14 protein-coding genes are annotated in these 23,479 nt (G+C 65.0%); 12 read left to right on the forward strand and 2 right to left on the reverse strand.

All coding sequences use genetic code 11. From position 1 onward, the window contains the following. Positions 1-18: 18 nt before the first annotated feature. From DM373_RS16315 to DM373_RS16345, 7 genes are all read left to right on the forward strand, one after another. Positions 19-4,548 carry an NEL-type E3 ubiquitin ligase domain-containing protein gene (locus DM373_RS16315; RefSeq protein ID WP_157966846.1) on the forward strand — a complete coding sequence of 1,510 codons (4,530 nt, stop codon included), beginning with the start codon at positions 19-21 and terminating at the stop codon, positions 4,546-4,548. A 91-nt stretch (positions 4,549-4,639) separates the two neighbouring features. Further along, positions 4,640-9,190, forward strand: a complete 4,551-nt coding sequence (locus DM373_RS16320; protein WP_110994564.1) for an NEL-type E3 ubiquitin ligase domain-containing protein — start codon at positions 4,640-4,642, stop codon at positions 9,188-9,190. A gap of 153 nt (positions 9,191-9,343) precedes the next feature. Next, on the forward strand, positions 9,344-10,990 hold the full coding sequence (locus DM373_RS16325) for an AMP-binding protein (RefSeq protein WP_110994565.1): 1,647 nt from the start codon (positions 9,344-9,346) through the stop codon (positions 10,988-10,990). A gap of 12 nt (positions 10,991-11,002) precedes the next feature. Further along, positions 11,003-11,770 carry an SDR family NAD(P)-dependent oxidoreductase gene (locus tag DM373_RS16330; RefSeq protein ID WP_110994566.1) on the forward strand — a complete coding sequence of 256 codons (768 nt, stop codon included), beginning with the start codon at positions 11,003-11,005 and terminating at the stop codon, positions 11,768-11,770. 12 nt (positions 11,771-11,782) lie between these two features. Then, a complete protein-coding gene (locus DM373_RS16335; RefSeq protein WP_110994567.1) occupies positions 11,783-12,976 on the forward strand; it encodes an acetyl-CoA C-acyltransferase in 1,194 nt (397 codons plus the stop codon). An 8-nt stretch (positions 12,977-12,984) separates the two neighbouring features. Beyond that, positions 12,985-14,112: an acyl-CoA dehydrogenase gene (locus tag DM373_RS16340; RefSeq protein ID WP_110994568.1), complete on the forward strand. Its 1,128-nt coding sequence runs from the start codon at positions 12,985-12,987 to the stop codon at positions 14,110-14,112. Between the two features lie 13 nt (positions 14,113-14,125). Further along, entirely contained in the window at positions 14,126-14,899 is a 774-nt protein-coding gene (locus DM373_RS16345) for an enoyl-CoA hydratase (RefSeq protein WP_110994569.1), read from the forward strand. Between the two features lie 36 nt (positions 14,900-14,935). On the opposite strand, the gene DM373_RS16350 is transcribed toward DM373_RS16345, so the two are convergent. Beyond that, positions 14,936-19,477: a dermonecrotic toxin domain-containing protein gene (locus DM373_RS16350; RefSeq protein ID WP_110994570.1), complete on the reverse strand. Its 4,542-nt coding sequence runs from the start codon at positions 19,475-19,477 to the stop codon at positions 14,936-14,938. Between the two features lie 355 nt (positions 19,478-19,832). Here DM373_RS16350 and DM373_RS16360 point away from each other — a divergent pair, with 355 nt between their 5' ends. The 3 genes from DM373_RS16360 to DM373_RS16370 all read left to right on the forward strand — a co-directional run bounded on the left by DM373_RS16360 (position 19,833) and on the right by DM373_RS16370 (position 22,273). Then, on the forward strand, positions 19,833-20,237 hold the full coding sequence (locus DM373_RS16360) for a TraR/DksA family transcriptional regulator (RefSeq protein ID WP_110994572.1): 405 nt from the start codon (positions 19,833-19,835) through the stop codon (positions 20,235-20,237). Between the two features lie 502 nt (positions 20,238-20,739). After that, positions 20,740-21,963 carry a methyl-accepting chemotaxis protein gene (locus DM373_RS16365; protein ID WP_425272593.1) on the forward strand — a complete coding sequence of 408 codons (1,224 nt, stop codon included), beginning with the start codon at positions 20,740-20,742 and terminating at the stop codon, positions 21,961-21,963. A gap of 115 nt (positions 21,964-22,078) precedes the next feature. After that, positions 22,079-22,273, forward strand: a complete 195-nt coding sequence (locus DM373_RS16370; RefSeq protein WP_110994574.1) for a hypothetical protein — start codon at positions 22,079-22,081, stop codon at positions 22,271-22,273. Between the two features lie 5 nt (positions 22,274-22,278). Here the strand turns inward: DM373_RS16370 and DM373_RS16375 are convergent, their stop codons facing one another. Next, on the reverse strand, positions 22,279-22,476 hold the full coding sequence (locus tag DM373_RS16375) for a hypothetical protein (RefSeq protein WP_110994575.1): 198 nt from the start codon (positions 22,474-22,476) through the stop codon (positions 22,279-22,281). A gap of 314 nt (positions 22,477-22,790) precedes the next feature. Between DM373_RS16375 and DM373_RS16380 the strand changes: the two genes are divergently transcribed. Beyond that, entirely contained in the window at positions 22,791-23,261 is a 471-nt protein-coding gene (locus DM373_RS16380) for a hypothetical protein (RefSeq protein WP_110994576.1), read from the forward strand. Further along, positions 23,258-23,467 carry a hypothetical protein gene (locus DM373_RS16385; RefSeq protein ID WP_110994577.1) on the forward strand — a complete coding sequence of 70 codons (210 nt, stop codon included), beginning with the start codon at positions 23,258-23,260 and terminating at the stop codon, positions 23,465-23,467. The genes DM373_RS16380 and DM373_RS16385 overlap by 4 nt, the downstream gene beginning before the upstream one ends. Positions 23,468-23,479: the final 12 nt, after the last annotated feature.

Below are 23,479 nucleotides of genomic sequence, written 5' to 3' on the forward strand. Positions count from 1 at the left end.
ATGCAGGTCGTCCAACCCATGGCAGTTACAACTCCAAGCACCACGTCCCTGACTCCCGAACAGTTGACCGATGGCTTCATCGCCGCGAAGTTGCCGGCCTGGCTGCGTACAGGGTCGGCCGAGCAGGTCCGCACGCTGTCCTCACGATTCAAGGCGCACGCCGACAGCGGCAAGGCACTGGCGGCACTCGAGCGCTCGCTGATGTCGCCGCAACGCTTCGCCGAGCAGGCATTCGAACCTTTGATCGGCGAACTGCTGCCCGATGGCCCGGCGCTCGCCAAGCTCGACTGGCTGGAGGTAAGGCGCCGGTTTCGAGTGCCCTTGGGGGGCGGTCTGCCCGAGGACGAGATCCACTACTTGCGCTATCCGGCACTGCTGCGGCTGATGCAAGGGTTCGCCGCCGATGCCTCGTTCTACAAGGGGAGCGGGCTGACTGCGAGTGCCGGTGAAGCGCTGCTGTTCGAGGACCTGGCCACGCTGGTCACGCGGGTCAGGGCACTCGAGGTGGGGAAACGCTACCAACAGTTTTTGCAACAGGCCTTTACCCGCGAAGCTCGCGCGTTGCTTGCAGCGCATCACCGCACGGGCTTCGCCCTGAGTTGCGAGCTGGGACTCATGCAGGGCTGGATCAGTGCCGAGGAGCAGGCTGCCTTGGGCAGCCTGCTGTCATCGGCGCCGCACGGGCCATCGGCGCCGCTGGCTGCCTACGCCGGTGAGTTGCAGTTGCTCGGCTGCAAGATCGCCAACGGCCTGAAGATCCAGTTGCGCAACGAGCAGGGAGAGGACAGTGGCGTGGTCCTGTACTTGCCCACTGACTGGCAACGCCCCCTGCGACGGTTCGATTCGCAGTTGCAGTTGCAAGCATTCCTGGCCAGTGAGTTGAGTCGGGTCGATGTGCGCCAGCAGTTCTACTCGCTGGTCGGCCTCGACCGACGCGCCGAATTCGTCACTACCCTCACCACGCGCCTGCAGGACGATGTTCCTGATCTCGAGGTGCAAGGGGCAGTAGCGGTTGGCGACATCTTCGCGGCACTGGCGCAGTCCCAGGTCGAGCGTTTCGAGGCGGATGCGCAGGTGTTGCTGGTTTCGAACGAGGCAGTCGACCACAAGGCCGCCGAGCAACGCCTGGAACGTTGGAAATCAGTCGGTTGGACGGTACTCGGCCTGGTCGGCCTGGCGGTGCCGGTTGTTGGGTTGGTGCTGTTCGGCAAGCTGGTCGTCGACATGCTCGGTGAAGTCTATACCGGTATCGAGGACTGGTCCGAAGGCCATCAGCACGAGGCCAGGGAGCACTTGCTGCAGGTGGCGCAAAGCGTGCTCGTCACCGGAGCGACGGTGGTCGGCGTCGGTGCAGTGGCGCGCAGCTTCCAGGGCAGCGCGTTTGTCGACGCGCTGGAACCGGTACCGCTCCCGGCGGGCGGCGACCGCTTGTGGAACGACAACTTGAGTGTCTACGCGTCGGACCCGGGCCCGGCGACGCTTGGGCAGGATGGTCTGTACGCGCACGCGCAGAAGCGCTGGCTGCGCATCGGTTCACGCTACTACGAAGTGTATCGGCCTGCGCCGGGCCTGGCCTGGCGTTTGCGCCACCCCGATGCAGAGGGTGCCTACGAGCCGCCGCTGGAACACAACGGCGAGCGGGGATGGCGCTTGCGTCAGGAGCGACCGCTGGAATGGGATGACAGCACCGACATGCTCAACCGGCTCTGGCCCCATGAACCTCCGTTCGATGCCGTGCAGGCCGATCGCATCCTGCGCACGGCGGGCATGGACAAGGATGAGCTGCGGGGTTTGTGGGTGGAGAACCGCCCCACGCCGGTCAACCTGCGTGACACCCTGCGGCGTTTCGAGGCCGATGCCAGGCTGGTGAGACTCTTCGTGGCCCTGCGCCAGCCTGATTCGCGCCTGGAAGATGACCAGGTACTGGCGTGGTGCAGGCGCCGTGACGACATGCAAGGCCTGGACGATGCCGCCATTGCCGAGGATCTTGCCGGACGGCAGGCCGAGTTGCAGGGGGCACTGCTTGAGCATCTGTCCATCCAGGCTGCGCCGTCGCAGGGCTTGGCGGCCCTTGTGCGGCGCGATTTCCCCGGGTTGCCGCATGCGTATGTCGAGGAGGTTGCACGTGAGGTGGATCCTGAGGTGGAGGAGCAGGCACTGGGCGAAGCGCGCCTGCCCTTCGCGTTGGGCAAGCGGGCCCGAGCCTTGCTCGAGCTGTCGCGCATCAACCGCGCCGTGGAGGGCCTGTACCTGCGCAGTGCTTGCTCCAGCGAGACGGCCGAACTGGTCATCGCATTGCTCGGGCGCCTGCCTGGCTGGCCCAAACGTCTCAACCTGGAGTTGCATGAAGGATCCGAGAGCGGCGCCACGCTGGCGATTCTCGATCCGCAAGGGCCGAGTGCCGGGCGCATCGTGTTGTTCACCCGCAACGGGCGCTTCTGGCTCTACGACAGTGCAGGCCGTCCACGGGAGGAGGATGTGGCAGAGCCTGGCGGCCTGTTCGAGGCCCTTGCGGCCTTGCTCAAAGCATCGGACCGCAGGGCCCTGAATTTCGATGACAGCGACCTTGCCGAGCAGTTGCGCAATGCGTTGATCGAGCAGTTGCCGGCGACACGCAGCGGTGTGCTGGCGCGACTGGGCTGGCGCGTGTCCACGCCGTGGTTCAACCCGGGCCGGCGCCTGGTCGATGGGCGAGTCGGTTATGAGCTCGGGGGGCGCTCCTCACGTCCGTCCACCGAGCGGTTGCGACAGCGGGTACGGATGCTGTACCCCAGTTTCGATGCCGGTGAAGTGGAAGGCTATGTGCAGGGATTGCAACGTGACCATGAGCGCCCGTTCGAAGCGATCGCTCGGCAGGAGCGCAACTACGCGGAGTTTGACGATGTCCTGCGGCGCTGGTCGCAAGGTAGCAGGGAGCTGCGGGTTCATCGGGTGCGTGTTCAGTTCGCCAATCGGTTACGCGCGATCTGGCGTTTCGAAGGGGAAGTGGCGCGGGGCGCGTTGAGCCGGGCTGACGGCATGCGCCTGGACATCAGCGGCTGGCGCATTGGCAGCCTGCCGGACTTGCCGGCGAATGTCGATATGAGCCATGTCACCGAGTTGACGATGGTGCGCATGGGGCTGACGACGGTGAGTGGCAATTTCCTGCAGGTATTCGACTCCTTGCGGGTGCTGAACCTCAACAGCAACAGGATCGACGCAGTACCGCCTTCGCTGGTGCGCTTGACCGGCCTGCGCAGCCTGTTGCTGCTGTCGAACCAGGTGCGCATGAGCGACAGTGACCAGCAGGTGCTGGCCGGCCTGGGCAACTTGCAGGTCCTGGATCTGAGCCTCAACCCGATTCGCCGGTTGCCGTTGCGTTTCGACCGTCTGCCTGAGTTGACGACACTTCGGGCCAGAGGGTGTGGGTTGCTCGAAGTGCCTGACGGTATCGAGCGCTGCGTGTTCCTGCGCACAGCTGACCTGAGCAACAACCGCATCAGCAGTGTGTCGGACTCACTGGCTGTGCAGCCATGGGCGTTCCGGCGGCGCCTGAACCTTGTAGGCAATCCGCTGGACCACCAAGCAATGGAGCGTCTGAACCGTGTCGATATGCAGCACGCGTTTGTGCCGGACCTGGATGAGGATGAGGATGAAGATGAGGCCCCTGAGCCGGGGGCGGTCATGCAGCGCTGGCTGGCGCTGGAAAAGGACACGCGTAATGACCAGGCCCGCATGCAGTTGTGGAAACGGCTGGAGGCATTGCCCGGCAGTGCTGGCCTGTTCGAGTTGCTGCGCAACCTGACGTCGACCCCGGACTTCGTGCGGGCGCCGGGTTACATGTCCGAGCAACTCTGGCCGTTGCTCGAGAGCATGGATCAGGATGCGCAGCTGCGTGAGGAGATCTTCTTGCATGCCGATGAAGTGCGCGGCTGTCATGACAGCCATGTGGAGCGCTTCAGCCGCTTGATGATCCACGAACTGGTGTACAAGGCCAATGCCTTGGGTGCCCAGGGCATTGGCGGTGACGGGTTGCTATTGCTGGGGAAGCAATTGTTCCGGCTGGACAAGCTGGACGAAATCGCCGCTGAGGACGTTCGTCGGCAGGAAGCGGTGCTGCGCGCTGACGATCCGCAATCGGCAGGCGTCGATGCACTGCAGGTGATCCTCGGCTATCGCACCTCGCTGGCCGGCGAGTTGAACTTGCCGCATCAGCCGCGCAACTTGCGCTTCGAAAGCCTTTCGCATATCGATGCGGCGCAGAAGGCCAAGGCGTTGCTTGAAGTGAAGGCGGCAGAGGCGTCCCCGGCGCTGGCGCAAAGCATCAGTGGGCGGGATTTCTGGCGCACCTACCTGGAAAAGCGCCATGGCGCCGCTTTTTCGGCAGTGGCAGAGACGTTCTCGCGGTATGGAAGCGAGCTTGACGATGAAGCTTCGACCTTGGACAGCCAGGCATACAGAGAACGTTGGGATGCGCTGGTCAGTGGGCGTGCTTCGGCAGAACAGGCCTTGGCGCTTCGGCTTACCGAGGAGGCACTCGAGCGTGAGGCCGATGGCTCGCTCACCTAGCGTGCAACGCCCGACTGGGCGTGTTTCCCGCTGATCCGCCGCATGCTCAGCAGGCAGGGTTGTCGCTTCCATCCCTCAGGAAGCGACAACCATGTCCGGCACGACCACCCCCTCCGCAACAGACGCCTTCATTGCACAGCAACTGCCCGTATGGCTCAGATCCGCCAGTGTCGATCAGTTGCAAGCCCTGCGGGCGCGCTTCCTGGCGCACCGAGCGACCCAGGATCGGCTTGCCGAGGCCTGGCGCCAGATCGAGTCGCCGACCGAGTTCGCCCGGCCACTGTTCGAACGGATGCTGTCGCGCGGGCTGGGTATCGAGCAGCCGTTGGAGGTACTGCATTGGGAGGAGGTTTTCCAGCGTTTCCAGCGTGATACTTCGCCGTTTCTCCCCGAGTTTTCCATGCCAGGCGGCACGATAACCCGGGTCACGCTGCGAGAGCCGGCGTTGCAGCGAATGCTGCAGAACTTCGAGCAAGGCCAGTCGTTTTTCCCAGGCACCGGGTTTGCGCAGGGTGCCGCGCTGCAGGGGGAGGGCCCGGACCTGCCGTTACCGGTAGCACTGGACAAGCTGGTGGAGCAGTGTCGTTCGCTGGACGTCGGCAAGCGCTACCAGGAGCATCTGCAGGCCAGGCTCGATACCGATTTACGGCAACAGATGGCCGACGACGGGCGTCTGGGGCTGGGCGTTGCCGCTCAGATTGCAGCGATGAAGCAGGAAATCGACGAAGACGTATTGAGCCTGTTGCTCAAGGCCAGTGACGGGCAATTGATCACCCATCCGGACAGCGCGTTCATCAGCGTGCAGGCACTGGACCTGCTGGATTGCCCGATCGATGGGGCGTTGCTGTTCGTCCTCAGCGATGACCTGGCGAGCACTAGGGTCAAGGGGGTGGTGTGCTATCTGCCGGGTGCACCACAGGCCGTCTTGAAACGATATGACGGCTGGTCGCACCTCAATGCCGGCCTGGGTGCTCTGGTCGGGCAGCCGGCATTCCAGGGGTATCTGTTGCAGCGCGTGGCGCTTGGCCAGCGGGCGCGATTCATCACGACGCTACGCACCCGAGTGCAGGACAGCACCCCTGACATGCAACCTCGAGGCAAGGTGAGCCGCGTCGATGTCTTCACTGTCCTGGCCCAGCGACAGGTCGAGCGGATCCTGCAGGATGCGTGCTTGCTGGTGGTGCCCACTCAGCAGGTCGATGCCGCGGCGTCCAGGCGCCGACGCGAAGAGCTGGAAGAGGTGGGCCTGACGCTGCTCAATCTGGCAGCATTCTTCGTGCCGGGGGTGGGGGAGCTGCTACTGGCGAAGATGCTCCAGGAAACGCTGTCGCAGGTGTATGAAGGGGTTGCCGACTGGAGCAAGGGGCGTGATCACGAAGCCTTGGAGCACCTTCTCAACGTAGCGCAGACGGTGGTCGGCAACACCCTGGTGGCAGGCGGCGCCGTTGCGGCGCGACGCTTCGTCGGCAGCGCGTTCGTCGACGGTCTGAAGCCGGTCACGGTCATGCCGGGCAAGGAGCGGTTGTGGTCGGACGATCTGCAGCCCTACCGCACTGCGGGTCTGCCAGGCAGTGCCACACTTACCGAGCTTGGCCTGTACGGCGATGGGCAACGCCATTGGTGGCGAAATGCAGATGACTACTATGAGGTTCACCAGGCCCGCCCCGCTGCCAACTGGTCCCTGCGTCACCCTGGCAATGACGCTGCCTATGGCCCCGAGCTGGTCAGCAACGGCGAACGTGCCTGGCGTCTTGCTCATGATGAGCCTCAGGCGTGGAGCGGCAGCGGGCGCATGCTGGGGGCGCTGTGGCCAGGGGCGCAGGCCTGGTCGCCTGCGCGGGTCGCGCAGATCCTCAAGGTCGCCGGCATCGACGAGGACGGGCTGCGTGGATTGCTGGTGGAAAACCGTCCGTTGCCCATCACCTTGCGCGACACGGTTGAACGGTTCGAGGTGAGTGACGCCATCGAAACCTTTTTCACGGCACTGGGCAGGGGCGAGGTGATGTCCGGATCCGGCGAGTACTTCGCGTGGTGCTTGCGTCAGCCCGAGATCGCGGGGCTGCAGGAGGTCGAGCAGCGCGCTGCGATACTGCTGCACGCCCGAGCCCTGCGTGGCAGGCTGCTCGAGCACTTTGCGGCCCGCTACGTAAACCCAGACGCGTTGCTGGGCCTGGTCCAGCGTGACTTTCCAGGGTTGCCCGACGCCTATGCTGCCGCCGTGCTGCGCGAAGCCACGACAGCTCAGCGCCAGCGCATGACCGAGGCGTGGCGAGTGCCGCTGGCACTGACCGAAAAAGCCCGTGAGCTGTTGCGCGAAGCCAAGCTGACCCGCGCGCTGGAAGGGTTGTATCTGCAAGACAGCCACTGCGACGAGACCTGCGCCCTGGTGCTTTCGCTGCTTTCGCGCCAGGCTGCATGGCCGCAAAGCATCAACCTGGAGATACGTCAGGGCAGCGACAGTGGGCGCCGCCTGGGGCTCATCTTCCCTCAAGGACAGCCTGGGCTGTTGACCACCCTGGTGCGCAATGAGGGGCGCTACCGGTTGTACAACGAAGGCCGCGCCTCGGACGTCGAGGTAGACGAGCCCAGGGGCTGGGAGCAGGTGCTGCTGGCCATGCTGGCGCCGAGCGATCGGCAGCGCCTGGGCTGGGCCGGAGATGACGCCCCGGCCAAGGTGCGCCGGATGCTGCAACAATCCTTGCCGTCGTCGCGTCGAGACATAGCGCAATCCGTTGGCATTTCACCCGGTCGACCCTGGTTCAACCCTGGCAGGCGCATGCCCGATGGGCGCGTGGGCTACCCACTCGATGGGCGTGGTAACCCCACGCTGGCAATGGAAAGCACATTCCGCGCGCGGGTGCGCGCGCTGTACCCGGGCATCGAAGAGGCCGAACTGGAAGCCTGGATGGCGGATTACCGGCAATCGCATCCGGTGGCGTTCAGTCGGCTGCTGCGCCACGAGCAGCAGTACCGCGATCTGCATGAGAGCCTGCAGGCGTGGATGAGCGAACAGGCCGAACATCGAACGGCGCGCCAGCGAGTCGCCCAGGCGATCGGCCGTGCGTGGCAGTGGCGCGCAGAGCGGTTGGTCGACACCCAGGGCACCGGTTCCGGCATGCGCCTGAGCCTGGTCGGGGTGGCCGCCCATGGCTTGCCCGACATACCGGTGGGGGTGAGCTTCCCCCACGTTACCGAGCTGGTGCTGGTCGATCTGGCGCTTCAGTCATTGCCTGAACGCTTCTTGCAGTGTTTCCCCAATACCCGCTGGTGCAACCTGAGCAACAACCGGCTGACCCAGTTGCCAAACGGACTGGGTTTGATGACCCGCCTGTATGAGCTTAGGCTGAACAACAATCGCATTCGTCTGGACGAGCAGTCTTCGGCTGTGATGCAGACCCTCGGGCAGTTGCGGCTGCTGGATGTGAGCGACAATCCGCTGGGGGCTGCCGACCTGCCACTGGACGCGCTGCGTCGCCTGCGAGAGTTGCATGCGCGAAACTGTCGGCTGCAGCGCTTGCCTGCGAACCTGCTGTGGTCCAGCTATCTGGAACTGGCGGATCTGCGTGACAACCAGATCGCCACGCTGCAACCGATCGTTTTCCAGACACCGTACAGCTTCCGCCAAGCCTTGCTGCTGGCTGGCAACCCCTTGCCCGCCAGCGCCCATGCCCGGCTGATGCAGCCAAGCAGCAGCGTGCTTGAAGCGGTCAGCGAGGGTGCCGCCGGCGGCACGCAGGAGGTCACCGTGGAGCAGGCTCGGCAGATCTGGGTGGGCGGCGAGGATGAAGCGCTGCGTGAGCGGCGCCAGCAGCAATGGGACTCGCTGGCCGCCGAGCCCGAGAGTGAAGCGCTGTTCCAGTTGTTCGCCGAACTCACCGGCACCAGTGACTATCGTGAAGCCCGCGAAGACCTGGGCAGCCGCTTGTGGGACATGATCGAGGCCGCGTCCGGGCAGAGCACGCTGCGCGAGGAGTTGTTCAACTGGGCGGGTGCGGGACGTACCTGCGTGGACAGTGTGATCGGCTGCTTCAGCGCTCTGGAGGTGCGTGTCCAGGTGGCGCAGATGTTGCGTGACGCAGACGCCGGGCAAGCTGAGGGCAGGCGCCTGGAGATGGCGCGGCGGCTGTTCCGCCTGGAACAGGTCCAGGCGTATGCCCGTGCCGACCTGCCACGGGTGGAACGTGCCTTGCGCAGGCAGTACCCGGACGAAAGCGTCGATGAGGTCGAAGTGGACCTGGCATACCGAATCGGTCTTGCCGAGCGCCTGTCATTGCCGCGCCAACCCAGGACCATGCAATTCAGGGCCATGGCTCACGTCAACGACGAGCAACTCGCGGATGCCGAGCGCAGCGTGCGTGCCGCTGAGGCGGATAGTGAAGGACTGGCACGCTTCATCAGTCAGCGCGATTTCTGGCAGGCGTACCTGAAACAGCAGCATGCGACCAGCCTGGATGAGGTCCAGGAGCCCTTCTTCGTTGACCTGGAGCGGCTGGATGAGCGGCGGATGGCGGGTGAAGTCAACGAGGGTGAATACCTTGCGCAGGCTGACACCTTGCGTCAGGCGCTGCTGGAGGCCGAGCAGTCCTGGTACCTGCGCTTGACCCAGGAGGCCTTGGCCAGGGCGGCGCCCGGCGAGCGCTGATGATGGTTTGATCGCCCCTGGCTCGCCTGCCTTGCGCAGCGGCCAAACCGGTCATCCAGATTGACGCCTTTGGCCATTGCCGGGGTGGGTGAGCGGCGCGAACATCGTCAGACCAATGGTGCACTCCAACAATAAGAAGCCAGGAGTCTGACGATGCGCGATTACGCCGAGGCCGCCCGTTCGTTCAACTACGCCCAGGCCGCTGCTGCGGCCTTGCACGGCAACCTCGAAGCCCTCAACGCCTGCGTCGAATGCTGTGACCGGCATGTGGGCGAGGACAAGCCTGCGCTGGTCTGGGAGGACCGCGACGGCAACGGTGCCCGCTACAGTTTCGAACAGTTGCAGGCGCTCGCCGCGCGCTTCGCCAACGTGCTCGGTGCGCAAGGTGTGGTGGCGGGGGACCGGGTTGCCGGCCTGATGCCGCGCACGCCCGAACTGCTGGTGACGATACTGGCCACCTGGCGCCTGGGCGCGGTGTACCAGCCGTTGTTCACCGCCTTCGGCCCCAAGGCCATCGAGCACCGCCTGGAGCAGTCGCAAGCCCGGCTGGTGGTCACCGATCGCAATAACCGAGCCAAGCTCGATGACGTTGTCGGTTGCCCGACCGTCATCACCGTGGGCGCGGCACTGGGCGAGCTGGACTTCCAGCAGGCGCTCGAAGCGGCCGATGCACATTGTGAGCCTGTGATGCGTACCGGCGACGATCCCTTCCTGCTGATGTTCACCTCCGGTACCACCGGGCCGGCCAAACCCCTGGAAGTACCGCTGCGTGCCATCGTCGCCTTCCAGGGCTACATGCGCGACGCCATCGGCTTGCGCACGGAGGACAACTTCTGGAACCTGGCCGACCCGGGCTGGGCCTATGGCCTGTATTACGCGGTCACTGGCCCGCTGTCGCTCGGCCATGCCACCACCTTCTACGATGGGCCGTTCAACGTCGAAAGCTGTGCGCGGGTCATCGACAAGCTGGGGATCACCAACCTCGCCGGCTCGCCCACCGCGTACCGCCTGCTGATTGCGGCGGGCGAGGCGTTCGCCGACCCGATCAAGGGCCGCCTGCGAGTGGTCAGCAGCGCTGGCGAGCCGCTCAATCCGGAAGTGATTCGCTGGTTCGCCGACGAGCTGGGCGTGACCATTCACGACCATTACGGCCAGACCGAACTGGGCATGGTGCTGTGCAACCACCATGCGCTGGAGCATCCGGTGCACCTGGGTTCGGCCGGCTTCGCCATCCCCGGCCACCGCATTGTGGTGGTGGACGAGCAGGGCTTTGAGCTGCCCGCCGGCCAGCCGGGCATCCTGGCGGTGGATCGCGAGCAGTCGCCGCTGTGCTGGTTCGCCGGCTATCACGGTTTGCCGACCAAGGCGTTCGTCGGCAAGTACTACCTGTCCGGCGACACCGTCGAGCTCAACCAGGACGGCAGCATCAGTTTTGTCGGCCGCAGCGACGATGTGATCACCACCTCCGGTTACCGGGTCGGCCCGTTCGACGTGGAGAGCGCGCTGATCGAACACCCGGCGGTGATCGAGGCAGCAGTGATCGGCAAGCCAGACCCGGAGCGCACCGAGCTGATCAAGGCGTTCGTGGTGCTGGCCAAGGGGTACGCGGGCAGCCCCGAGCTTGAGGAATCCCTGCGTCAGCACGTGCGCCAGCGTCTGTACGCCCACGCCTATCCGCGTGAAATCGAATTCGTCGGCGAGCTGCCCAAGACCCCGAGCGGCAAGCTGCAACGCTTCATCCTGCGCAACCAGGAAATCGCCAAACAACAAGCCGTGCAGCCGATCGCTGCGGGCGCCTGAAGGAAACCCGACATGCATATCCAGAACAAGCACTTCATTGTCAGCGGCGCGGCCTCGGGCCTGGGCGCCGCCACCGCGCACATGCTCATCGAAGCCGGCGCCAAGGTCATGCTGGTCGACCTGAACGCCGTCGCCGTCGAGGCCAAGGCCCGTGAGCTGGGTGACAATGCCCGCTTCGCGGTGGCCGACATCAGCGACGAGCAGGCCGCCAAGGCAGCGGTGGATGCTGCCGTCAGCGCCTTCGGCAGCCTGCACGGGCTGGTCAACTGCGCGGGTATCGTCGGTGCCGAGAAAGTGCTGGGCAAGAACGGCCCGCACGCCCTGGGCAGCTTCGCCAAGGTCATCAACGTCAACCTGATCGGCAGCTTCAACCTGCTGCGCCTGGCTGCCGCGGCCATGGCCGAGGGCCAGGCCGACGAGGGCGGTGAGCGTGGGGTGGTCATCAACACCGCCTCCATTGCCGCCTACGACGGTCAGATCGGCCAGGCCGCCTATGCCGCCTCCAAGGGCGCGATCGCCAGCCTGACCCTGCCGGCTGCCCGTGAACTGGCGCGCTTCGGCATCCGCGTGATGACCATCGCCCCGGGCATCTTCGAAACCCCGATGATGGCCGGCATGACCGAGGAAGTGCGCGCGTCCCTGGCTGCCGGGGTGCCATTCCCACCGCGCCTGGGCCGCCCGCAGGAATACGCCGCGCTCGCCCGCCACATCATCGAGAACAGCATGCTCAACGGCGAGGTGATCCGCCTCGACGGCGCGCTGCGCATGGCTGCCAAATAAGGAGCAATGAACATGACCCTCGCCAATGACCCCATCGTTATCGTCAGCGCCGTGCGCACGCCCATGGGCGGCCTGCAGGGCGACCTCAAGAGCCTGACCGCGCCGCAGTTGGGCAGCGCGGCGATCCGCGCCGCCGTGGAGCGCGCCGGCATCGATGCCGCCAGCGTCCAGGAGGTGTTGTTCGGCTGCGTGCTGCCCGCCGGGCTTGGCCAGGCCCCGGCACGCCAAGCCGCCCTGGGCGCCGGCCTGGGCAAGCACACCACTTGCACCACCCTGAACAAGATGTGCGGTTCGGGCATGCAGGCGGCGATCCTGGCCCATGACCAACTGCTGGCCGGCAGCGCCGAGGTGATCGTCGCCGGTGGCATGGAGAGCATGACCAATGCACCCTACCTGCTGGACAAGGCCCGTGGCGGCTACCGCATGGGCCACGGCAAGATCATCGACCACATGTTCATGGACGGGCTGGAAGACGCCTACGACAAGGGCCGGCTGATGGGCACCTTCGCCGAGGACTGCGCGCAGAACGGCGCATTCAGCCGTGAGGCCCAGGACAACTTCGCCATCGCCTCGCTGACCCGGGCGCAGGACGCCATCAAGAACGGCCGCTTCGCTGCCGAAATCGTTCCGGTGGAAGTCACCGAGGGTAGGGAAAAGCGCGTTATCAAGGATGACGAACAGCCACCCAAAGCGCGCCTGGACAAGATCCCGCAGCTCAAGCCGGCCTTCCGCGAAGGCGGCACCGTGACCGCGGCCAACTCAAGCTCGATCTCCGACGGCGCCGCGGCACTGGTGCTGATGCGTCGCTCGGAGGCCGAGAAACGCGGCCTCAAGCCGCTGGCGCTGATCCACGGTCACGCGGCTTTCGCCGACACCCCGGCGCTGTTCCCCACCGCCCCCATCGGCGCCATCGACAAGCTGCTGAAACGCACCGGCTGGGACCTGGCAGAGGTCGACCTGTTCGAGATCAACGAGGCCTTCGCCGTGGTCACCCTGGCCGCGATGAAGCACCTCGACCTGCCCCACGACAAGGTCAACATCCATGGCGGTGCCTGCGCCCTGGGCCACCCGATCGGCGCCTCGGGCGCGCGTATCCTGGTGACCCTGCTGTCGGCTTTGCGCCAGAACAACCTGCGCCGTGGCGTGGCGGCCATCTGCATCGGCGGTGGCGAGGCCACGGCCATGGCCGTCGAATGCCTGTACTGAGGTGAGCCATGTTGGTAACTGACGAGCAACAACAGATCGCCGACGCCGTGCGTGCTTTCGCCCAGGAGCGGTTGAAGCCGTTCGCCGAGCAATGGGACAAAGAGCACCGCTTCCCCAAGGAGGCCATCGAGGAAATGGCCGAACTTGGCCTGTTCGGCATGCTGGTGCCGGAGCAGTACGGTGGTAGCGACACGGGCTATGTGGCCTACGCCATGGCCCTGGAAGAAATCGCCGCGGGTGACGGTGCCTGCTCGACCATCATGAGCGTGCACAACTCGGTGGGCTGCGTGCCGATCCTCAAGTTCGGCAGTGAAGCGCAAAAGCAGCAGTTCCTCACGCCGCTGGCCACGGGTGCGATGCTTGGCGCGTTCGCCCTGACCGAACCCCAGGCCGGCTCCGACGCCAGCAGCCTGAAGGCTCGCGCGCGCCTGGATGGTGACCACTACGTGCTCAACGGCAGCAAGCAGTTCATCACCTCCGGGCAGAACGCCGGGGTGGTGATCGTCTTCGCCGTCACCGACCCTGATGCCGGCAAACGGGGCATCAGCGCCTTCATCGTGCCGACCGACGCGCCCGGCTACCAGGTGGCGCGGGTCGAGGACAAACTCGGCCAGCACGCCTCCGATACCTGCCAGATCGTCTTCGACAATGTGCGGGTGCCGCTGGCCAACCGCCTGGGCGAAGAAGGGCAGGGCTACAAGATCGCCCTGGCCAACCTCGAAGGCGGGCGCATCGGCATCGCCTCGCAGGCGGTGGGCATGGCCCGCGCCGCCTTCGAGGTGGCCCGCGACTATGCCAACGAACGCCAGAGCTTCGGCAAGCCGCTGATCGAACACCAGGCCGTGGCCTTCCGCCTGGCCGACATGGCAACCAGGATTGCCGTGGCCCGGCAGATGGTGCTGCATGCCGCTGCCCTGCGCGATGCCGGGCGCCCGGCGCTGGTGGAAGCCTCGATGGCCAAGCTTTTCGCCTCGGAAATGGCCGAAAAGGTCTGTTCGGATGCCTTGCAGACACTCGGTGGTTATGGCTATCTGAGCGACTTCCCGCTGGAGCGCATCTACCGCGATGTGCGGGTCTGCCAGATCTACGAAGGCACCAGCGACATTCAGCGCATGGTCATTGCGCGCAATCTTTGAAGGAGCAGTCTGCATGGCATTCGAAACCATCCTGTTGGACATCCACGGCAAGGTCGGCCTGATCACCCTCAACCGCCCGCAGGCGCTCAACGCCCTGAACGCGCAGATCGTCGGCGAGATCAACCAGGCCCTTGACCAGCTCGAGCGTGACCCGAACATCGGCTGCGTGGTGCTCACAGGCTCCGCCAAGGCCTTCGCCGCCGGCGCCGACATCAAGGAAATGGCCGATCTGAAGTACCCGCAGATCTACGTCGAAGACCTGTTCAGCGACGCCGACCGCGTCGCCAATCGGCGCAAGCCGATCATCGCCGCAGTGTCCGGCTTCGCCCTGGGCGGCGGCTGCGAGCTGGCGATGATGTGTGATTTCATCCTGGCCGCCGACAACGCCAAGTTCGGCCAGCCAGAAGTGAATCTGGGCGTGCTGCCGGGCATGGGCGGCACCCAGCGCCTGACCCGCGCGGTGGGCAAGGCCAAGGCCATGGAACTGTGCCTGACCGGCCGCCTGATGGGGGCCGAGGAAGCCGAACGTGCAGGCCTGGTGGCGCGCATCGTGCCGCAGGCCGAGTTGCTGGAAGAGGCGCTGAAGGTGGCCGCGACCATTGCCAGCAAGTCGATCCCGGTCAGCATGATGGTCAAGGAGAGCGTCAACCGCGCCTTCGAAGTGACCCTGAGCGAGGGCGTGCGTTTCGAGCGCCGGGTGTTCCATGCGGCGTTCGCCACCGAGGACCAGAAGGAAGGCATGGCGGCGTTCATCGCCAAGCGCGAGGCGCAGTTCAAGGATCGCTGAGGACGGGAACGGGCGCCGCAGCCGGCGCCCGTTGCATCAGAGGCTGAAGAAGAATCGGCTCGCTGCGGCCAGCGTGATGGGTGAGCGGTAGACCTCGACCGGCCGACCCGTGGCGACGTCCATGACCATCTGGCCCTTGAAATGGCGTTGTTCGGCTGTTTTCAGGTGGCCGGCGAGGAACTGGGGTTTGGCTGTTTCCTGCGCGGGATAGTGGAAGTGCGCGTACCACAGGTCGCGGCCCTGATGGCGGATGACGTATTCGTCCAGGTAGTCGGCGGGCCGCCCCTTGACCTTCGCCAGGCGTGTGCGAGCCCCCAGGGCATGCACGGTCACTTCATGATTGTCGATGAGGTACTGCAGCTCACCCATGCGCGGCTTCTGGCTCAAGGCGGCCCGGATGCGCAAGGCCTTGGCCTGGCTCTGCAGGACCATGGCCAGGTCATTCAGCGTTTTGCCGACCCGTGCTGCATCCTGGCCGCCGCTGACCTCGTCAGTGGCGTTGTCGGCGGTCAGCCTTCGTTCGATGGCATCGACACGTTCTGTCAACCGTTGCCCATGCAGCATGAGTTCGTCGTGGATCTCCACGGGCAGGTAGCGCTCGCTGGGGCTGCCCTGCAGGCGATTGAGGGTTGCCCGGGCGTTGTCCATGAGTGCCTGGCTGCCTTTGAGCAGGCGCTTCAGGCTGTCATTGGCTTTCGGTCGTGCAACGGGGGCTGGCAGGACTTCGACCCAGTCGCCGTGGTCCTGCCGGTAGGTGCGTTTGCGGCCCTCCGGCCCCGGCGCCTCGATGTCGACGGTCGTCTCATCGCCCGCACGCGGTACCCCCAGCAGCACCCCGTGTTCCTCGGTTTCGATCAGCCCGGGTGCTTGCTCGCGCAAGCGTGAGAGTGTCGTGGTGGGTGGGTAGTCCGGGTACTCGGCCAGTTCGCTGCTGACCGTCGCCTGGATGTACGCCAGGTCCTGTTCGATAGGGGCCAGCAAGGCCGTCGACGCCCTGTCCGTCGACAGTGTCTTGAAGTTGCCCAGTTGCCGGTCGGCCTGGGCAAGCCACTCATTGGCGCTTTTGAGCAGGCGTTTGGCCAGTTCGTCGCTCGGCTTGGACAGCGCCGCCAATTGTCGCCGCTGGGCAATGACCAGGCTGATGTTGTCGTTGGCCAGCTTGAGCCAGAATCCGCCGTTCCTGGGCTCGCTGGTTTTGAGCGGGTGGAAGGCGAACAGCCGGTTGAAGTGGTTTTCCAGGCGCATGTAGCGGCAGGTGATCGGGCTCTCGGCGCTGGGCCATCCGCGCTCGAGGCTGTCGAACATTGCCTGGATGCGGTCCTGGCCACGGTTGGTCAGCTTCTTCAACTGGGCATGAATGTCGTGCATCGCATCGGCGTTGATCACCAGCTCGTCGAGCAGGGGCGAGATTTCGGCCAGGCGTCGGCTGTAGATGAGCAGATCCGCAGGGCTCATGCGGGTTTCGTTCTGACCGATGAAACGCATGAGCTGCGCGCGCTTGGGTGCAATCAACTGATGCAGCGTGGCGTTGATCATCTGCTCGCTGAAGGCGCGTTGGGTGAGGGCGTTGGCACGTTCCAGTTTGAAGCCGTCGCGTACCTCCAGCGCGTTGCGCTGGTTGAGGCGCTCCAGATGGGCCTTCCAGTGCAGCGAAGCGGTCTGGCAGGTGTGCAGGTGCTTGCGCAGGTCGGCCTCGGGCACGTCGTCTGCGAAGCTCGACGCGTCGATGCGCATGCGCCGCAGCTGTTCCAGCCCTTGCTCGACATCGTGCGCAAGGGTGCGGTCGAGTTCGATCAATGCCTGTCTGTTCGCTTCGCGCAGCCTGGCAATGCGCGAGGTCGTGGGCATGCCGCCCAGCAGGCGCAGGCGCAGGTCGATGCCCCATCGACCAGCTTCGTCACGTCGCAGCCAGGGGCCAGGGAGCTGCTCCGGCGAATCACCGACGATCCTGGGCTGGCCGCCGGGTTCGTCCAGCAGTACGCGATAGGCCTTGCCATCGAGCAGTACGTAGAAGTGCTCGTCAAGCAGGTGCAGTCCGGCCAAGGCCCCGTGGGGAATAGGCTCGCCAAGGCTTTGCGCCAGCGTACGGGAAGACAGGGCATTGAGTGCCCGACGTTGCGCCTGGCTGAGCTTGCCGGCCGGCTGCGCCCAACTGTAGTCGAGCACGCTGACAGGGACCGTGGTTTCCACCTGCGCGAGGGCTGGGGCCTGGGGGGATGGCAACGGTGGCGGCGGAACCTGGTTCTCTTCGCCTTCCTCCAGTTGCAGCTGTGCCGGCGAACCCGACAGCAGCAACAAGGCAAGGTTGAGCAACAAGTTGACCCAGGCGATGCGGTGTTCGGTCGGCGAGAGGCTGTCGTCGGTATCGATGACCTGAGCCAGGGCGATCTCCATCTGGGCCAGCCAGGCAAGCCTGCCAGCCAGGCGTCCGGCGAACGGGAGCACGCTGTTGAACAGCAGCCAGCCGAACGTGATTCGGCTTCTCCAGGTGGCTTCGTGGGTGGTCACGGCGTGTGCCTGGAAGTGCTGGATCGTTTCCTCGATGCTGGCCTGGTAGATGGCCTTGCCGATGTCATCGACAGCTGGCTCGGTGCTGAGCGTCACCGGGGCGGGTGTGCCGAAGGGGACGGCGAAGCTGTCGTCCAGCGGGTAGAACAGGTGGGGCTCCTGAAATCCGCCGTGGGCGTAGACCTTGCGGTCCGGCGCAGGCAGGCGCTGCAGCAGATCTTCCTGCAGCGCGCCGGGTGTGCCGATGGCGACCAGCAGGGCCAGGCGGTCGTCGTATTCCAGCAAGGGCTGTTCGTGCTGCGGGCGATACAGCAGGCAGACGCCGTTTGTGGGGCTGGCCGCTTCGATCAGCCAGGTGTTGAGCGGATGATCGGGTTCGGCATCCGCTCGCCTGAGCAGCCCCAACGGACGCATCACCCAGTGCGTTCGATCGTCAGGAATACGGGTGAAAATCTGCGCGATGCTCAGCGCGCTGGCTTCGCTGATGCCCTCGCCGCGCAGGTGCAGCTCCATGGCCAGCGCGGGCAGTTGGCTGCGCAGTTGGGCGTCAAGCAGCTGTTCGCGTGCGTGCCGCTGTGCTGTGTCATCGAGCAGTTTTGCGCGTAGCAGGCGTGGGTAGGAGGCGCCGATATCGAGCTCGCTGACCAGGGTCTTCACATAGTGTTCGTTCAACCATGCGGGCAGCGGCTGGCCAGTGGATGAGGCCAGCTCCACCTTGCCGGGCTTGAGCAGCGCGAGGTTGCCGATGGCCAACTCGGCGAGGCTGAATGTCACGGTGTGGATCTCGCCACTGGTGAACGCCGTGTCCCCGACGGCGGCGCTGGAGGTGGTGACCTGGTGATTCAGAACCAGCACCTCTTCCGGCGCCAGGGCTTCGCCAGGATGGTCGACGGCCAGCCTGGCCCGAAGTTGCCGATTGGCGAACGCTTCTGCGCTGACGATGCCGTCGAGCCAGAACTGGCCATCGGCATCTTCGTAGCTCTGTGCGACGTCCACCAGCCTGCGGGCATAGAGTGCCTGGGCGGTGTAGGGGGCGTTTCGCAGCCAGTCGGGAAGTTGTTCGCTCAGGCGCTGGCGCTGTGTGCGCTCGGTGCGGTTGCACAGCTCCACCATCGATGTCAGACGGTCCAGGTCCCGGCCCAGGGCCAGCGCCAGGCCTTGGGCGTGATAATTGCCCGCGACGGTCCGCGCCACGTCGAGTTGCTGGCGCAGCAAGCCCAGGGCCTGTGCCGCGAATGGCTCCTCGGTCAGCGGCAGGATGTGCAGGACATGGGGGACCGGGGTGGGCGTGGCCGGCCACAGGCGCTCGAGGATATCGACCATTACCTGGCGGGATGGAAAGACCAGCAGCTTGCCGACCAGGGTGAACAGCAGCGTGACCGGCGTGCCTGCAGCATCGCTGTTGTGCTCTATCAGCAAGGCGCTGCCCAGGTCGCGGTCGATCTTGCCGCTGGCGGACAGGTCGCTGGACAGGTGGCTGACCGAGGGCGAGGCGGTTTGCGTACCTGCCGTTTCGGGCGTCACCAGCAGGCGCTTGGCGAGGTCGATCATCTGTGGTCGCAGGCGACTCTCCTGCGTACCTATATCCAGTGCGTTGATGAACTGTTGGCGAAGATGTTCGGTGTACCACTGCCAAGGGGTCTGGCCGGTGATGTCGAACCGGCTCCAGTAGGCCAGCAATTCTTCCTGATAACGATCGAGCATGAGCGGGCCGCAGTCGTTGATCAGCAATTCGACCGCGTGCAGGTCGAGGTCCACGGCCCAGCCCGGGTTGTCTTCGGCGTGAGTGCTGATGAAGTCCTCGCCCTCGGTGAGGTTGAGGGTGGCGCGGCGACAGAAGCGCTCGATCAACAGTGTCGAGAGTGGGCGTATCCAGGCGCGGGCACCGCGTGGGGGGCGACTGATCAGGTGGAGGCTCAGCGGATCGTGCGTGTCGTCTAGGCGGCGTTGTCGCCACTGCTCGGCCAGCAGTCGGGCCGCCACCTCGGTCAGCACGGGACGATCCTGGAAGCGCCGGGCAACCGTGCAGTCCAGGTCACTGAGGGCGATGAAGCGTTGATGCAGGTCCATGGTAAGGCTCCGTTGATGTAAGACGTCATCAAACGGCACTGCGCGCAATCGTCGGTGTTAGCTAACTGCCACCTGCGCCTGCAGGAGGGCCTGGCGGTGGGGCGATGTGTTGCGGCATATTGCCCGCTGGCGCTTGGCAGGCGCGTCGGCGAGGGCTAACGCGGCACCAATGGGCGGATTCCTCGCTGTTTCGGTCAAATCCGCCGTCATTTCTGTTGCCCCTTGCCGCTTGGCACCTTAGACTTCCGCCCCCTGTAAAAGAGTGCCGGTTGGCGCTTGAAGAATTCCGCTGCCGATGAGCCATCATCGGCGGCACTCGAATCGCCCAAATGCACATTTTTTCATAGAGAAATCGATGACCAAGGAACAGTTGCTGGCCATGTCGGCCGATGACTACATGAATGCCGACCAACTGGTGTTCTTTACCAAGCTGCTGCAAGCGATGAAAGTCGAGACGCACGAGCGCATCGAACTCAACCGCACTGCCATCGAAGGCCTGGATACCCCGTCGGATCCGGCTGACGTGGCCTCGGTCGAGGAGGAGCGCACTTGGCTGGTCAACGCCATCGACCGCGATCAGCGCCTGCTGCCGCAGCTGGAGATGGCCCTGGACCGTATCGGTGACGACAGCTTCGGCTGGTGCGACGACAGCGGCGAGCCAATCGGCCTCAAGCGCCTGCTGATCAGCCCGACCACCAAGTACTGCATCGAAGCCCAGGAGCGTCACGAGCAGCTCGACCGCCACCAGCGGCAGATCTGACACTCGGCGCACTGCGCAAGGCCCCACGGAGCGATCCCTGGGGCCTTTGTGTTTTCTTGCCTTGCATCAAGCGTGAGCGTCATACATCCAAGGGACTATGGATAGTGGCGTTATGGTGGCGTTTAATGGCGTCACAATAACGACACGCGGACGGACCACGAAGATGATGCGAGAAGGAACTCGGCTGGCTGTTGCCATCGCCCTGCTGCAGGGTGGCGTACTGTGCGCGCTGCTGATGGCCCAGGCTTACGCCGGGCTGGCGCTGTACCTGGCCCTGCCGTCGGCCCTGCTGGTGCTGTGGTTACCTCATCTGCGGCGCGCACCGGTAACGACGCAGGTGGAGGCGGCTGCGCAGGACAATGACCTGATTGCGCAACTGGCCCGGGGCACCAGCCACAACGCGCTGTCGGCCGCGGCGGTGGCTTACTCGGTGCAGCAACTGGCTGCGCGGGTGCAGTCGCAGCTGGGCGCCGCCGAGGAGATCGTCGGCAGCGCCGAGATCATGATTGCCACCGAACAGGCCAGTGCCCAACTCAGCCACCAGGCCCTGGAAGCCGCACGTTCGGCCCATGGCAGCAGTGTCGCCGGCAGTGCGGTGTTGGCCGAGTCGATCCAGTGCATGCACGACCTGAGCCAGCGGGCCACCGCCAGCCGTGAGCTGATCGAGGCGCTGCACCTGCGCAGCGAGGACATTGCCCGGGTGACCCTGGTGATCCAGGCCATCGCCAGCCAGACCAACCTGTTGGCGCTCAACGCCGCCATCGAGGCGGCGCGGGCGGGTGAGCACGGCCGCGGTTTCGCCGTGGTCGCCGATGAAGTGCGCGGCCTGGCCGGGCGTACCGCCACCGCCACGCAGGAAGTGGGGCAGATGGTGGCCGATATCCAGGAGCGCACCGCCCAAGTGGTCACGCAGATTCGCGCGTTGGCCGATGACCTGGGCAATGGTGTGGCGCAGGTGGAGCAGACCGGCGGGCAACTGGCGCAGATCGCCTGTCTGGCCGCCAGCGTCGAAGGGCAGGTCGGCGCAATTGCCGCGGGCACCCAGACCAATCGTACCCAGCTCGACACCCTGTTCCAGGCGGTGGCGCAGGTGCGCAGCGACCTGGCGGTGAGCGACCAGCAAACACGGCGCCTGGCCCAGGCCGCGGTGCAGATGGAAGGGCAGGTCGAGCACCTCAGCGAGCGCCTGGCCGAGGTTGGGCTGGACGCCTATCACCAACGGGTGTTCGAGCTGGCGCAAGGTGGGGCACGGCATATTGCCGAACGTTTCGAGGCCGATATCGAGCAGGGGCGGGTGGCGCTGGAGGATTTGTTCGACCGCCAGTACCGGCCGATTGCCGGCATGCAGCCGCCACGTTTCAGCACGCGCTTCGACCACTACACCGACACGGTGTTGCCGCAAATCCAGGAACCGCTGCTGCAGCATGAGGGATTGGTCTATGCCATTGCCTGTACCCAGCAGGGCTATGTGCCGACCCACAACAACGCCTTCAATCGGCCACTGACCGGCGACCCGGTACAGGACACGGCGCATAACCGCAGCAAGCGTACCTTCGACGACCGCACCGGCATTCGCTGCGGCAGCCATCAGCAGCGGGTATTGCTGCAGACCTACACCCGCGATACCGGTGAGTTGATGCATGACCTGTCGGTGCCGATCTACGTCAAGGGGCGCCACTGGGGTGGCCTGCGCCTGGGCTACCGCCCCGAACCCGGGCTTGATTGAGCCGATTTGTTGCCTCAGGTGCAACACAGCTCTACCTGCAGGGGCTTTTTCCCGCAGCGTGCAGCACGTATCATGGCTATATCGTTAGGTTGCTAATTAAATTCCGGAGGGAATGATGAATAGCCAAGTCGATGTGGCAGTGATGATCGGCACAGGTGTTCCAGCCTCTTTGCAGGCGTTGGGCAAGCGGGCGTGCTGGGTGGTGCTGGTCAATGGCGAACGGCGTGGCACCGCCTTTGCCAGCCGTGGCGAAGCGCTGGAGTGCCGGGCCGCCTGGTTGGCGCAGTTGGCGCGCAGCGAGGTGGCCTGAGGACGTCATCCTTCCAGGCGGCGGGCCAGTTCGCAGGCGTCCTGGTGGCGTTGGCGAAAGCCCCTGACCCTGCCTGTGGTGCTTTCGGTGATATGGAAGAATGCGACACCAGCAGGCACGACGATGAAGCGCGCTTGGTTTGCAGGGGTGAAGTTGAAGGAAATGTGTTGCGCCTCTCGACGGATTTCAGTGTTTTCGGGCATATTCGTTCTCCTGTAATGCGCGACCGAAGGCCAGGCCTGTTTCTTTGAGGGGCCTGTCGCTGGCTGTCGCATCTGTTCTGGCAGTTTTGATGTCAGACATTACGGTTCCCATTAAGGAATCACGCCAAAGCTTATCCCGCGCGCCCGAACGATAGTTGAGTGAAGCATTTCCTGGTTATCGCTCGGCCCGTCTCGCGTGGATATTCCATGGCGTGGTTGCGAAGTCCTGTGGACGTTGACTTGAAAAGGCTGGCACCTGGCGCGACACCGCGGCCGGGTGATGGCCTGTAGTAATTGATGTGAGGAGCTCTTCATTGGCAGTCAGTACTCTGGATACCCATGCGTTGTTTGCCCTGGGCGATCTGCGCGCCCAGCTGGTCAAGTTGTTCAACGGGCGGTTCATCTACGTTACCGAGCAAAACCCTGAAGGCCTGTACATGGCCGAGATCGACCCCGAGGGTGCCATGGTGGTCGACGACAAACAGCGCCTGGAGCTGAAAGTGGGCGACCACTTCCGCGCGGCGGTGCTGCCCAGCCGTGAAGGCGGAAAGCTGGAGCTGCGTTTTCGCGAGATCAAGTTGAATGTCTACGGGCAAGGCGACTATGCCTTTGTCCGCGTGCCCGAGGGCGAGGGCATCGTGTTTCGCGAGGGGCAGGGGGTGATGTTGGTGTTCGCCGCAGAACAACAGGTACAGGAAGGCCTGGGCAAGCTGCTCAAGGCAGTGACCGGCAAGGTCGCCAAATGGCGCAAGGGCGAGCTGACCACCTTCAAGGCCAGCGAATGAGTGACCTGGCGGCGCCGGGCTCGCGTGCCGACTTCCACCGCCGTCACCAAGCCCAGGCCATTGCCCAGGCCGAGCAATTGCTGGCGCGCCGTGAAGCGCTGCAGGGCGCCTGGCTGGCCTGGGTAGCCGGCGAGCTCTACCAGCTCAGCCCACCGCCCTATGCGGCGATGGTGCGGCGTGAGCTGCAGCGCCTGGCCGGCGGCTGAGCCCGCGACAGT

This window comes from Pseudomonas sichuanensis, assembly GCF_003231305.1.
Classification (GTDB): Bacteria; Pseudomonadota; Gammaproteobacteria; order Pseudomonadales; family Pseudomonadaceae; genus Aquipseudomonas; species Aquipseudomonas sichuanensis.